This is a genomic window from Aliihoeflea sp. PC F10.4, assembly GCF_054612275.1.
In genome coordinates, this window is record NZ_JBTSWH010000001.1 from 4334875 (window position 1) to 4346674 (window position 11800).

Sequence of the window (11800 nt, forward strand, 5' to 3'; positions counted from 1 at the left end):
CGGTTCGACGATAGCACTTTCCGTAATGGCGCGGGCACCGGTACGATACCCACGCCTGACGGATCAGGCGAACGCGCCGTGGCAGTGCTTGTACTTCTTGCCCGAACCGCAAGGGCAGGTTTCGTTGCGTCCCACCTTGCCCCATGTGCCCGGATCGTTCGGATCGCGATCTTCCGGCGCGACGATGCGGTTGTCACCGGCAGTCGGCTGCGCAGAAAGTTCGTCCTCGCCGGTGAGCGGGTCCTCATGATGACCATGCATGGCGGGTGCCTGCGGCGGCGGAGCGTCGGCCGCCTGGCGAACGAGTTCGACCCGCATCAACTGGCTGGTGACGACCTGGCGCAGATTGGCCAGCATCGACTGGAAGAGCTCGAAGGCTTCCGTCTTGTATTCGTTGAGCGGATCGCGCTGGGCGTAGCCACGGAAGCCGACGACAGACCGCAGATGGTCGAGATTGACGAGATGCTCGCGCCACAGGCTGTCGAGCGTCTGGAGCATGACCGATTTTTCGACATAGGTCATGACATCGGGGCCAAAACGCTCGGCGCGTTCGGTGGCGGCGACATTCGCAGCCTCCATGACACGCTCGCGAATCGCTTCCTCGTCGATGCCTTCTTCGGCCGCCCACTGATCGACCGGCAGATCGAGATTGAGACCCTCGCGGATCGCTTCCTTCAGTTCGGCGGTTTCCCACTGCTCGGAATAGGCGTTCTCCGGGATGTGGCGTGCGACAAGGTCTTCGACGACGTCTTCACGCATTTCGCCGACCGTTTCCGTGACGCTGCCGCCCTCCATCAACTGGATGCGCTGGTCGAAGACGACCTTGCGCTGGTCGTTCATCACGTCATCGTATTTCAAAAGGTTCTTGCGGATGTCGAAGTTGCGTGCCTCGACCTTCTTCTGCGCCTTTTCCAGAGCCTTGTTGATCCACGGATGGATGATGGCCTCATCCTCCTTGAGACCGAGCTTGGTCAGCATGGAATCCATGCGGTCCGAGCCGAAAATGCGCATCAAATCATCCTGAAGCGACAGGAAAAACTTGGAGCGGCCCGGATCGCCCTGACGGCCCGAGCGGCCGCGAAGCTGGTTGTCGATACGGCGCGATTCGTGACGCTCGGTGGCAAGCACGTAGAGCCCGCCGGCGGCCAGCGCCTTTTCCTTCAGCCGCTTGATGTCGGCGTAGATCGCCTGTTCCTTCGCAGAGCGCTCCGTGCCCTCGGGCATGTCGCCCAGTTCCTGCTGGATGCGCATGTCGGCATTGCCGCCAAGCTGAATGTCGGTGCCGCGACCGGCCATGTTCGTCGCGATCGTGATCGCGCCCGGCTTGCCGGCCTGCGCGACGATCGTCGCTTCCTGTTCATGGTGGCGCGCGTTCAGCACCTGAAAATCGTGGAACCCGTCCTTGCGCAGCCGCTCGGCAAGCTGCTCGGACTTCTCGATCGAAGTGGTGCCGACGAGTACGGGCTGGCCCTTGGCGCTTGCCTCGCGGATTTCGCGGACGATGGCGCGGTATTTTTCCTCGACCGTGCGGTAGACCTCGTCGTCCTCGTCGAGGCGCTGGACTGGCAGGTTCGTCGGGATGTCCGAGACACCGAGCCCGTAGATATTCCCGAACTCCTCCGCTTCCGTCTGCGCCGTGCCGGTCATGCCGGCGAGCTTGGAATACATGCGGAAGTAATTCTGGAAGGTGATCGAGGCGAGCGTCTGGTTCTCGGGATTGATCTTGACGTGTTCCTTGGCCTCCAGCGCCTGATGCAGCCCTTCGGAGAAGCGGCGGCCCGGCATCATGCGACCGGTGAATTCGTCGATGATGACGACTTCGTCGTTGCGGACGATATAGTCCTTGTCGCGCTGGAAGAGGCGGTGCGCCTTGAGCGCGTTGTTGATGTGGTGGACGATCGCGATGTTCTCGACATCGTAAAGCGACGCCCCTTTCAAAAGGCCAGCATCGCGAAGCAGGTTCTCCAGCTTCTCGGTGCCTTCCTCGGTAAAGGTCGCGGTGCGCTGCTTTTCGTCGATCTCGTAGTCTTCCGGCACCAGATTCGGGATGAACGTGTCGATCTGCATATAAAGATCGGAGCGGTCCTCGAGCGGTCCGGAAATGATCAGCGGCGTGCGCGCTTCGTCGATCAGGATCGAATCCACCTCGTCGACGATCGCGAAATAATGTCCGCGCTGCACCATCTGCGCGCGCTCGTATTTCATGTTGTCGCGAAGATAGTCGAAGCCGAGTTCGTTGTTGGTCGCGTAGGTCACGTCGCAGGCATAGGCCGCCTTACGCTCCTCGTCAGACAGACCATGGACGATGATGCCGGTCGAAAGACCGAGGAAACCGTAAACCTTGCTCATCCATTCGGCGTCGCGGCGCGCCAGATAGTCGTTGACGGTGACGACGTGGACGCCCTTTCCGGCCAGTGCATTAAGATAAACCGGAAGCGTGGCGACCAGGGTCTTGCCTTCGCCGGTGCGCATTTCCGAGATGCCGCCCTCGTGCAGAACCATGCCGCCAATCAACTGGACATCGAAAGGACGCATGCCGAGTGCGCGCTTGGAACCTTCGCGAACGGTGGCGAAGGCTGGGATAAGGAGGTCATCGATCGACGTGCCATCCGCGATCTGCTTGCGGAATTCGTCGGTGCGGGCGCGCAATTGCTCGTCGCTCAGCGCTGAAAGCTCGCTTTCCAGTGCATTGATAGCCTCGACCCGGGGTCGCAGTCCCTTGATGCGCCGATCGTTCGAGGAACCGAAAATCTTGCGCGCAAAGCCAGCGAGACTGACCATCAAAGGTCCTTTCAATAAGAAAGCCAACCGGTGGGACCGGTGCGCCGGTTTGCGGAGTGCAATGGCGCGTTAAACAATAAAAAGCGTCCGGAAATGGGTTCTGGACGCCAAGTCGAAGGACAGATAAGAGGGGGCACAAGCGATGTCAACGCCGCTGCAAATGCCGTCAAATGCGGAATTCCGCCACATTCGCAACGGCTGAAAAGCGCATCGAACCTTCACCGGAGTTTCTTCATGAACACTATGATCCGTCGTCTGTCCGCCGCCGTCGCGCTTGTCGCGCTGACCGCAGGTGCATCAATGGCGCAGGACGAGGCGGCTCCCGCCACCGTCGATCCCACCGCCGTCGTCGCCACCATCAACGGCGAGGATGTGACGGAGGGCGATCTGGAACTGGCGCTGCAGGGTCTTGAGCAGCAGTTCGCCCAGCTTTCTCCCGAACAGCGCCGCGCCGCCGCGCTTTCCGCGTTGATCGAAATCCGTCTTCTTGCCGACAAGGCCGACGAAGAAGGTCTTGCCAGCGGCGCCGAGTTCGAGCGTCAGATGGCGTTCCTGCGCGAGCGCGCGCTGCACAGCGCCTATATCGAGCAGACGATCGCCGGCAGCGTGACCGATGAAGAGGTTCGCGCCCGCTACGATCAGGAAATCGCCAACGCGCCGACGGGCGAGGAAGTTCGCGCCCGCCACATCATCGTCGAAACCGAGGAAGAGGCGCAGGCGATCATCGAGCAACTCGACGGCGGCGCCGATTTCGAGGAACTGGCACGCGAGAACTCGACCGATGGCGCAGCGGCGCAGGGCGGCGACCTCGGCTATTTCGGTCAGGGCCAGATGGTGCCGGAATTTGAACAGGCGGCATTCGCGATGGATGCCGGCGAATATTCGGCGGAGCCCATCCAGACCCAATTCGGCTGGCATGTCATCAAGGTCGAGGACAAGCGCCAGCAACAGCCGCCGGCTTTCGAGCAAGTCGGCCCGCAGATTCGTTCGATCCTCCTGCGTGAGCGTTACTTCGCAGCTGTCGAAGAGATTCGCGGGGCGGCAGATGTCGAGATCGCCGATGAAGCGCTGCGCACCACGCTCGATGAGATGGAAGCCGCGTCCCAGCCGGGTGCCGCCAGCGAATCCGATGCGGAATCCGGTGCGGAAGGGCTGATCGAAGCTGCGCCGTCCGACGAGACGACCGCACCGGCCCAATAAGTTCGCACGCCAGTAGGTCCGCGCATGTCCGATACCGTTTCTCCGCTCGCTCCGAAGAACTATCCGCAGATGCCGCCCATCGAGGGCGTGCGGATCGCGACGGCGGAGGCCGGCATCAAATACAAGGGTCGCACGGACCTGCTCGCGATGATTTTCGACGAAGGCACGAGCGTGGCAGGCGTCTTCACGCGTTCGAAATGCCCGTCCGCGCCAGTCGATTTCTGCCGGGCGAACCTGCCCGGTGGCAAGGCGCGCATTCTCGTCGTCAATTCCGGCAACGCTAACGCTTTCACCGGCAAAAAAGGGCGCGAGACAACCGCATTGACGGGCAAGTTCGCGGCGAAGGCTGCCGGCGGTGCGGAAGCGGAAGTGTTTCTGGCTTCGACGGGTGTCATCGGTGAGCCGCTAGATGCGAACAAATTCGCACATCTTCTGGACGATATGGTTGCCCGTGCGGAACCTGGCCTTTGGGCCGAGGCCGGCAAGGCGATCATGACGACCGACACCTATCCGAAATATCTGACGGTGAGCGCCGAGATCGACGGCGTGCCTGTCACGATCAACGGGATCGCCAAGGGCGCGGGCATGATCGCGCCGGATATGGCAACGATGCTCTCCTTCGTTGCGACTGACGCGGCGATCGGCGCGCAGGCTTTACAGGACATTTTGTCCAACGGCGTCGACGGCACGTTCAATGCGGTCACGGTCGACAGCGACACCTCAACCTCCGACACGCTGATGCTGTTTGCCACGGGCGCGGCGGAGAAGCGCGGCGCTCCGCGCATCGAAGACGCTGCCGATCCACGACTGGCCGGATTTCGCTCCGCGCTCGACGGCTTGCTGAAGGCGCTTGCCTTGCAGGTCGTGCGTGACGGTGAAGGCGCGCGCAAGCAGATCGGCATCTCCGTTTCGGGTGCCGAGACAGATGTCTCGGCCAAGCGCATCGCGCTTTCCATCGCCAATTCGCCGCTGGTGAAAACGGCCGTGGCGGGCGAGGACGCAAACTGGGGTCGGGTGGTCATGGCCGTCGGCAAGGCGGGCGAGCCTGCCGATCGCGACCGCTTGGCGATCTGGTTCGGCGACATTCGCGTGGCGAACGAGGGCGAGCGCGACCCTGCCTATTCGGAGGAGGCGACCTCCGCCTACATGACGGGCGACGAAATCGATATCCGTGTCGATCTGGGGCTCGGCGAAGGCACGGCAACGGTCTGGACCTGCGACCTCACCAAGGAATATGTTGCCATCAATGGCGACTACCGCAGTTGAGCGCCGGCAGCGGCAGGGTCGACTTGCCTTCGGTTCGCCGGTTCGAGGCGGCCAGCTTTCGCGCGTGGCCCTCTGCGACTTCGTTTTATGACGGCACATGGTCGGTGCGCCTTACGCCCGACATGAAGGCGCGGCGGCTCAATTCCATCAATCCGCTCGACCGCGGCGATGCGGAGCGGATTGATGAGCGCATCGAAACGCTCCACGCCCGGTTCGCCGAGGCCGGACGACCGGTTGCCTTTCGACTGTCGCCGCTCGCAAGCGCCGATCTCGAAGCGCATCTCGACCGTTCGGGATGGTCAATCGAAAGCCCGTCGCTCGTCATGCGTGCGGACCTTGGCGAGATGGAACTCTCCGCGCTTTCGACAGCCGACGAGGTTTCGGTCGAAAAATTCCGCGACGCGGCGATCGCGATGGACAATCTCGACCTTGCCCATGCCGCAGGCTTCGATGCGTTGATCGGCCGGATTCAGCCAAACGTCGGGCTGTTCCACATCGATATCGACGGCACACCGGCCGCCAATGCGATCTGCGTGTGCGACGGTCAGGTTGCGGGCCTCTTCGAGGTCGTCACGGCCGAGCGTTTTCGTGGACACGGTCTTGGCCGGCAGATCGTCGAAGCCGCGCTGAACTGGGCGCGCCGTCAGGGCGCAAAGATCGGCTGGCTGCAGGTCGAGGCCGACAACATGGCCGCGCTCGGGCTTTATCGCTCACTCGGCTTCGACAATATCTATTCCTACCACTATCGAACCGAGCCTGCATGACGAACGAAACGCCGAAACGCCTGCTTCTGGTCGCCGCTTGCGCCTTGGTCGATACCGATGGCCGTGTGCTCCTGTCCCAGCGTCCGCCCGGCAAGCAAATGGCGGGCTTGTGGGAATTTCCGGGCGGCAAGGTCGAGCCGGGCGAGACGCCGGAAGAAACCGTGGTGCGCGAACTGGCCGAGGAACTCGGTATCGAAACGAAGACGGCCTGCCTTGCCCCGCTGACTTTCGCCAGCCATGCCTATGACGATTTCAATCTGTTGATGCCGCTGTTCGTCTGCCGTCGGTTCTGGGGTATTCCGCAACCGCAGGAAGGGCAGACCCTCAAATGGGTGCGCCCGACGAAGATGCGCGATTATCCCATGCCGCCCGCCGACGAACCGCTGATCCCGTTCCTCATCGATCTTCTGTAAAGGCGTTTGTTCGGATTTTCGCTAACGCGTTAATCGATGATTCAGCCAATCCTGCGAATTTCGACAGAATTCGCATGGTCAGGCAAGGATTGGCATGGCACGCCACCGGAACGATTTTTCGAGACGATCGCAGCTTTCGGACACGAGCGCTGGCATATTGCGCGTCACGCTTCTTTTCGGCTCGGCCGCCATCGCCTTGACGCTCATTTTGGTGCCGATCATGGACCGGAAGGGCAAGGATCGCTCCGTCGCTTCGGTGCCCCCGGGCGTCGACATGATGTCGACAGGCTCGATCGCCTCGCGCCAAGGGGACAGCTACACGATCCGCCGCAGCGTGCTTCAGCAAAAACGCGATGCCGTTTGCATCATCCGCGATACGGGCGAGCGGCGGGGCGATTGCTGAAATTGCCGGCTCGTTGCGCAACGCTCGCTTAACGATGCCGCTTCGCAGGTTGCTAATATTTGGTTGCTATCAAGACCGAACCTTATCTGTGGGGCCGGGCATGCTGAAGCGATTTTGGAGCGATAGAGACGGCGCGACGGCCATAGAATACGGGTTGATCGTCAGCCTCATCGCCATCGGAGTTTTGAGCGCGCTCACCGCGACAAGCGGCAATGTAACCACCATGTGGTCCAGCAACGAAGAAAAGATTTCCGAAGCACTGTCGCAAAATCCCTGATCTAGCCGGAATCCTTCAACACATCTGCGAGCGAAACAGTCGCGCTACCACGCTTGGCCGGCGCCTGCTGCGAGCCGTGAGGCGCCCATCCCGAAAGCCACACCGTCGCGAAGGTCGCGCGAATGCGTCCATCTGGATCGGCAAATCTTTCCGCATAGATTTCGGCTGCCCTGCCGAGAACCGCACGGCGCAGCGGGCGGGTACCCAGAAGGCTGCTCGTTGCGCCCATGGCCTGCAGATCGCGCATGAGATCGAACATCGTGTCGTAACGAACGATCGTTTCCTCGATGTCGGTCACGGGCAGAGCGAAGCCTGCTCGCTGGAGAAGTGCGCCTGCATCGCGGATATCGACGAAGGGATGAATGCGCGAAGCAGCGCCTCCCGTTATCTCCACTTCCGCCGCCAGAAGGACCTCGCGCAGTTCGCCGAGCGTGCCCGTGCCCGCCACGCAGCCGAGAAAAAGACCGTCCGGCTTCAGCGCTCGCCTGATCTGGACAAGCGCGCCGGGAACGTCGTCGACTTCGCCGAGCGCATAAAGCGAGATTGCCAAATCGATGCTTTCTGGGTCGAGGTTCAGATGATCGACCGGCGAAATCGTCCCGGGCGTAGAGCCGAGAAGCCGTTGATTGGCCTCGACGCGCTCGACCCGATCAACCTTGCCGCTCGCGGTCGCCGCCTGCGCGCCCGCGTCGATCACACCATGCAGCACGACGCCGGTTTCGAAGCGCCGGCTCACCGTTGACAGGCGTTCGGCCATTTCACCGGCCGCCGCCCGCATGAGAAAGTCGCCGTGCAGGCCGGTGCGGGCAAGCGCGCGCAACTTGTGATCACGTGCGCGGCGGGAATCGAAGATTGCGTCCATCGGCTCGTTGGTATGATATCGGCACGGGGCTGTATATGGGGTGGGGCACCGCGTGGCGCACGTGGCCGATCAATTGACGAAGATCAAGTCCGCCGGGCGATTTGTGGCCGGCGGTGTGGCCTCCGTTTTCTTCCCGCCGATCTGCCTTGGATGCCGCCGGATCGTCGCGGCCAGCGGCACATTGTGCGGAAACTGCTGGGGTGAGGTTCATTTTCTCGAAGAACCGTGGTGCGCCGTCTCAGGCGTTCCTTTTGTCATGAGCATGGGGGAGGGTGCGGTCTCGCCGGCCGTCATCGCCTCGCCTCCGCCCTATGATCGCTCCCGCGCCGCCGTCGCCTATGACGGCGCTGCGCGGCGTCTTGCCCAGAGCCTGAAATATCAGGATCGCACGGACCTTGCGCCGTGGCTGGCCGCATGGATGGCCCGCGCGGGACGTGACATACTCGCCGATGCAGACATGCTGGTGCCGGTTCCCTTGCATCGACAGCGTTTGTTCGCTCGCCGTTTCAACCAGTCTGCGGAACTGGCGCGCGCGATCTCGCGGCTATCGGGCGTCGCCTTCGTTCCCGAGGCCGTCGTCCGTGACAAGAAAACCATGCCGCAGGTCGGGCTCAACTCGCGGCAACGCGAAGACAATGTGCGCGCCGCGTTCAAGGTGCCGAGCGCTATGATGGAAAAGCTTCGTAGCCGACACGTCTGCATCGTCGATGATGTCTATACGACCGGCGCGACGGTGGCGGCCATGGCGAAATGCTTGCGCAAGGCGGGCGCACGCGAAATCTCCGTCCTGACATTCGCGAGGGTTCTGCCGGGGGACTTCCGGCGCGCGCGCCCAGCGCCTATATAAATTGCATCAGGCAAATGATTGGACCGAAAATGGCGGACGTCGAAATCTATACGCGCATGATGTGCAGCTACAGCACCGCAGCGAAACGCCTTCTCGACAATAAGGGCGTGGCCTATGTCGAGCACGATGCGAGCTTTTCGCCCGAATTGCGCCAGGAGATGATCCAGAAGGCGAACGGAAGGTCCACTTTTCCGCAGATTTTCATCGACGGCTACCATGTCGGCGGCAGCGACGAGCTTCATGCGCTCGACCGTGAGGGCAAGCTCGACGCCATGCTTTCGGGAGCACCGTCATGACGGTCAAGGTTGCTGCGCTTCAGATGCGCTCGACGACGTCGCTGGAGCGCAACATCGCCGATTTCGAAGCGCTGGTGCGCGAGGCGGCCGGGCAGGGCGCGACCTACGTGCAGTCGCCGGAAATGACCGGCGCGCTCGTGAAGGATCGTGCGGCGCTGCGCGCGATGATCACGTCGGACGACAAGGATGCGCTGGTGAAGCGCGCCGGCGAGCTTGCGAAAGAATTGGGCATCTTCGTCCATATCGGCTCCACCGCCATTGCGCGCGCCGACGGCAAGGTCGCGAACCGCGCCTTCGTCTTTTCGCCGGACGGTACGCTTATGGCGACCTACGACAAGATTCACATGTTCGACGTCGATCTCGACAATGGCGAAAGCTGGCGCGAATCGGCGACATACGAGCCTGGGCGGCAATCGACGGTCGTCGACCTGCCGTTTGCACGGTTCGGTCTCGCCGTCTGCTACGATCTTCGTTTCCCGCAGCTTTTCCGCGCGCAGGCGCTGGCAGGTGCCAGTGTCCTTACCGTTCCGGCCGCGTTTACGAAGCAAACCGGCGAGGCGCATTGGCACGTCCTTTTGCGCGCCCGCGCTATCGAGAACGGGGCTTATGTGATCGCGGCCGCGCAAGGCGGCAAGCATGAAGATGGGCGCGAGACGTTCGGCCACTCGATGATCGTCGATCCGTGGGGCCGCATCGTTGCCGAAGCCGATGGCGACGCGCCCGGGGTGGTTCTTGCCGAGATCGACGTTGCCCAGTCGGCGGCGGCTCGCGGTAAGGTTCCCAATTTAAAGAATGCTCGCGATTTCACGATCGCTGAAGCAGGTGGGCTCAGAAACGCATCATGATCCGGTTCAATCTGGTTTGCGATGCCGGCCACGAGTTCGATGGCTGGTTTCGAAGCAATGACGATTTCACGAACCAGCAGGAAAGCGGCTACGTTTCCTGCCCTGTTTGCCATTCGCAAAAGGTTGGCAAGGCGCTGATGGCGCCTGCGGTGTCGACCGGCCGCAAACGTGAAAAGATCGCGCTCGCCGTCGGCGAGGAGCAGAAGCAGGCGCTCGCGAAGCTGAAGGAAATGGCGGACGCCGTGCGCCAGAATGCCGACTATGTCGGCGACAAATTCGCCGACGAAGCGCGCAAGATCCATTTCGGCGAAACGGAAAAGCGCGGCATCTATGGCGAAGCGTCGGTCGACGAGGTCAAGAGCCTCGCCGAAGACGGCGTCGAATTCATGCCGCTGCCGGTCTTTCCCGAAGACAGGAACTGAGCCGCCCGGTCAGGCTGGCTTCGTCGCCAGCACCATGTAATTGACATCGAGATCGGAAGATCGGTTCCACTGGTCGGTCAGCGGATTGTAGCTGACGCCCGACCGGTCGACGATCGTCATGCCGCCCGGTGTCAGTCCCGCTTCCAACTCGGCGGGCGTGACCAGCTTGTCGTATTGATGCGTACCGCGCGGGAGCCACCGCAAGACATATTCCGCTCCGATGATCGCAAGGCCCCAAGCCTTCATCGTGCGGTTGATGGTGGCGACGAACATCAGCCCGCCCGGCTTGACCATCTCGGCGCATTTGCCGAGGAACAGATCGACATCGGCGACGTGCTCGACGACTTCCATGTTGAGGACGATATCGAATTTCTCGCCCGCATCGGCCAGCGCTTCGGCCGTCGTCGCGCGGTAATCGATCTTCACCTTGGATTCGGTGGCGTGAATCTTCGCGACCTCGATATTCGTTTCGGACGCATCCGCGCCAACGACTTCGGCACCAAGGCGCACCATCGGCTCGCACAGAAGGCCGCCGCCGCATCCGATATCGAGCAGGCGCAAGCCGTCCAATGGTTTTGCCGAACGCGGATCGCGACCAAAATGGGTCGCGACCTGATCGCGGATATAGGCGAGGCGAACCGGATTGAACTTGTGCAGCGGCTTGAACTTGCCGCTCGGGTTCCACCATTCCTGGGCGAGCCTCGAGAACCGCTCGACCTCGCCGGCATCGATGGTGGTGCGCTGTGCATCCGACATGGGCGTCTCCTTCGTCGCGTGAAGTCGGGCCAGGGGCGGCAAATGTCAAGCCTCACGCTTTTTGTGCGTTCGCTGTCGGATCGACGCGCTCTCGCACGTCTTTATGAAATCTGAGTTCAAAAAAGGAGCTTCCTATGATCGATGATGAAAACCAGATTCTCGATCTTCTGCGAGCACGTGAAGATGCGGTAGGTCGCGCGGATGCCGAGGCGGCGCTTGCGTCTTTTGAGGACGACGTTCTTGTTTTCGACCTGCCGCCGCCGTTGCAATATCGCGGAGCTGACGCAAAGGACGCCGACGAGCTGCGCGCTTGGTTCGAAACGTGGGAAAGTGGCGTTGTGTGTCATCTGCACGAAATCGATGTCACGATCGAAGGTAAACTTGCGGTCGTGACCGCGCTCCAAAACATGAAGGGCATGAAACGCGATCTCGGTGCGATCGATCAATGGTCACGCACGACCATTGTTCTGCGTCATACGGATAATGGTTGGCTTATCGTTCACGAGCACAATTCGTTTCCACTCATGATGGATGGAAGCGGCCTTGCGGCGACCGGCCTCACTCCTTAGCAGATAAGTTTCGCATTTTTATGCGTCGCGCGATGGTATCGGGAAACCAAGTCTCTAGATAAGGCGTTCCGGGGCTCGCCCGGGACGTTTCGAGAGCTT

General features: G+C 61.6%; 14 protein-coding genes and 1 pseudogene. 12 read left to right on the plus strand and 3 right to left on the minus strand.

Features of this window, described 5'->3' with window-relative positions; all coding sequences use genetic code 11:
• Positions 1–63 precede the first annotated feature (63 nt).
• A complete protein-coding gene (gene secA, locus ACX82Z_RS21805) occupies positions 64–2781 on the minus strand; it encodes a preprotein translocase subunit SecA (protein WP_459591175.1) in 2718 nt (905 codons plus the stop codon).
• A 234-nt stretch (positions 2782–3015) separates the two neighbouring features.
• Between secA and ACX82Z_RS21810 the strand changes: the two genes are divergently transcribed.
• The 6 genes from ACX82Z_RS21810 (at position 3016) to ACX82Z_RS21835 (ending at position 7104) form a co-directional block, all read left to right on the plus strand.
• Positions 3016–3981, plus strand: coding sequence for a peptidylprolyl isomerase (locus tag ACX82Z_RS21810; protein ID WP_459591176.1), 966 nt, complete (start codon positions 3016–3018; stop codon positions 3979–3981).
• Positions 3982–4005: 24 nt separating this feature from the next.
• Entirely contained in the window at positions 4006–5247 is a 1242-nt protein-coding gene (gene argJ / locus ACX82Z_RS21815) for a bifunctional glutamate N-acetyltransferase/amino-acid acetyltransferase ArgJ (protein ID WP_459591177.1), read from the plus strand.
• The gene (locus ACX82Z_RS21820; protein ID WP_459591178.1) at positions 5244–6011 is read left to right on the plus strand and encodes a GNAT family N-acetyltransferase; all 768 of its coding nucleotides are present in this window, start codon (positions 5244–5246) and stop codon (positions 6009–6011) included. The genes argJ and ACX82Z_RS21820 overlap by 4 nt, the downstream gene beginning before the upstream one ends.
• Positions 6008–6424, plus strand: coding sequence for a (deoxy)nucleoside triphosphate pyrophosphohydrolase (locus ACX82Z_RS21825; protein WP_459591179.1), 417 nt, complete (start codon positions 6008–6010; stop codon positions 6422–6424). The genes ACX82Z_RS21820 and ACX82Z_RS21825 overlap by 4 nt, the downstream gene beginning before the upstream one ends.
• Positions 6425–6518: 94 nt before the next feature.
• Positions 6519–6827, plus strand: coding sequence for a hypothetical protein (locus ACX82Z_RS21830; protein ID WP_459591180.1), 309 nt, complete (start codon positions 6519–6521; stop codon positions 6825–6827).
• Positions 6778–7104, plus strand: coding sequence for a Flp family type IVb pilin (locus tag ACX82Z_RS21835; RefSeq protein ID WP_459591181.1), 327 nt, complete (start codon positions 6778–6780; stop codon positions 7102–7104). Before ACX82Z_RS21830 ends, ACX82Z_RS21835 begins: the two co-directional genes overlap by 50 nt.
• Position 7105: 1 nt before the next feature.
• Here the strand turns inward: ACX82Z_RS21835 and ACX82Z_RS21840 are convergent, their stop codons facing one another.
• Positions 7106–7966: a methyltransferase domain-containing protein gene (locus tag ACX82Z_RS21840; protein ID WP_459591182.1), complete on the minus strand. Its 861-nt coding sequence runs from the start codon at positions 7964–7966 to the stop codon at positions 7106–7108.
• Positions 7967–8081: 115 nt separating this feature from the next.
• Between ACX82Z_RS21840 and ACX82Z_RS21845 the strand changes: the two are divergent.
• From ACX82Z_RS21845 to ACX82Z_RS21865, 5 genes and pseudogenes are all read left to right on the plus strand, one after another.
• Positions 8082–8207: pseudogene (locus tag ACX82Z_RS21845) on the plus strand (double zinc ribbon domain-containing protein); the annotation flags it as partial.
• Between the two features lie 15 nt (positions 8208–8222).
• Positions 8223–8813: a ComF family protein gene (locus ACX82Z_RS21850; RefSeq protein WP_459911942.1), complete on the plus strand. Its 591-nt coding sequence runs from the start codon at positions 8223–8225 to the stop codon at positions 8811–8813.
• Positions 8814–8842: 29 nt separating this feature from the next.
• Entirely contained in the window at positions 8843–9109 is a 267-nt protein-coding gene (gene grxC, locus ACX82Z_RS21855; protein WP_459591183.1) for a glutaredoxin 3, read from the plus strand.
• The gene (locus tag ACX82Z_RS21860; RefSeq protein ID WP_459591184.1) at positions 9106–9954 is read left to right on the plus strand and encodes a carbon-nitrogen hydrolase family protein; all 849 of its coding nucleotides are present in this window, start codon (positions 9106–9108) and stop codon (positions 9952–9954) included. Before grxC ends, ACX82Z_RS21860 begins: the two co-directional genes overlap by 4 nt.
• Positions 9951–10376: a DUF1178 family protein gene (locus ACX82Z_RS21865; RefSeq protein WP_459591185.1), complete on the plus strand. Its 426-nt coding sequence runs from the start codon at positions 9951–9953 to the stop codon at positions 10374–10376. The genes ACX82Z_RS21860 and ACX82Z_RS21865 overlap by 4 nt, the downstream gene beginning before the upstream one ends.
• A 9-nt stretch (positions 10377–10385) precedes the next feature.
• On the opposite strand, the gene ubiG is transcribed toward ACX82Z_RS21865, so the two are convergent.
• Complete coding sequence (ubiG, locus tag ACX82Z_RS21870) at positions 10386–11132, minus strand: bifunctional 2-polyprenyl-6-hydroxyphenol methylase/3-demethylubiquinol 3-O-methyltransferase UbiG (protein WP_459591186.1); 747 nt, start codon at positions 11130–11132, stop codon at positions 10386–10388.
• A 134-nt stretch (positions 11133–11266) separates the two neighbouring features.
• On the opposite strand from ubiG, the gene ACX82Z_RS21875 reads away from it, so the two are divergent.
• The gene (locus ACX82Z_RS21875) at positions 11267–11701 is read left to right on the plus strand and encodes a YybH family protein (RefSeq protein WP_459591187.1); all 435 of its coding nucleotides are present in this window, start codon (positions 11267–11269) and stop codon (positions 11699–11701) included.
• The last annotated feature ends 99 nt before the right edge of the window (positions 11702–11800 follow it).

Bases quoted from the DNA above. Each gene is read 5' to 3' on its own strand.
- grxC (WP_459591183.1), top strand. From the start codon at position 8,843: ATGGCGGACGTCGAAATCTATACGCGCATGATGTGCAGCTACAGCACC.
- ACX82Z_RS21875 (WP_459591187.1), top strand. From the start codon at position 11,267: ATGATCGATGATGAAAACCAGATTCTCGATCTTCTGCGAGCACGTGAA.
- ACX82Z_RS21850 (WP_459911942.1), top strand. From the start codon at position 8,223: ATGAGCATGGGGGAGGGTGCGGTCTCGCCGGCCGTCATCGCCTCGCCT.
- ACX82Z_RS21840 (WP_459591182.1), bottom strand. From the start codon at position 7,966: ATGGACGCAATCTTCGATTCCCGCCGCGCACGTGATCACAAGTTGCGC.
- ACX82Z_RS21860 (WP_459591184.1), top strand. From the start codon at position 9,106: ATGACGGTCAAGGTTGCTGCGCTTCAGATGCGCTCGACGACGTCGCTG.
- ACX82Z_RS21825 (WP_459591179.1), top strand. From the start codon at position 6,008: ATGACGAACGAAACGCCGAAACGCCTGCTTCTGGTCGCCGCTTGCGCC.
- ubiG (WP_459591186.1), bottom strand. From the start codon at position 11,132: ATGTCGGATGCACAGCGCACCACCATCGATGCCGGCGAGGTCGAGCGG.
- secA (WP_459591175.1), bottom strand. From the start codon at position 2,781: ATGGTCAGTCTCGCTGGCTTTGCGCGCAAGATTTTCGGTTCCTCGAAC.
- ACX82Z_RS21810 (WP_459591176.1), top strand. From the start codon at position 3,016: ATGAACACTATGATCCGTCGTCTGTCCGCCGCCGTCGCGCTTGTCGCG.
- ACX82Z_RS21865 (WP_459591185.1), top strand. From the start codon at position 9,951: ATGATCCGGTTCAATCTGGTTTGCGATGCCGGCCACGAGTTCGATGGC.
- ACX82Z_RS21835 (WP_459591181.1), top strand. From the start codon at position 6,778: ATGCCGTTTGCATCATCCGCGATACGGGCGAGCGGCGGGGCGATTGCT.
- argJ (WP_459591177.1), top strand. From the start codon at position 4,006: ATGTCCGATACCGTTTCTCCGCTCGCTCCGAAGAACTATCCGCAGATG.
- ACX82Z_RS21830 (WP_459591180.1), top strand. From the start codon at position 6,519: ATGGCACGCCACCGGAACGATTTTTCGAGACGATCGCAGCTTTCGGAC.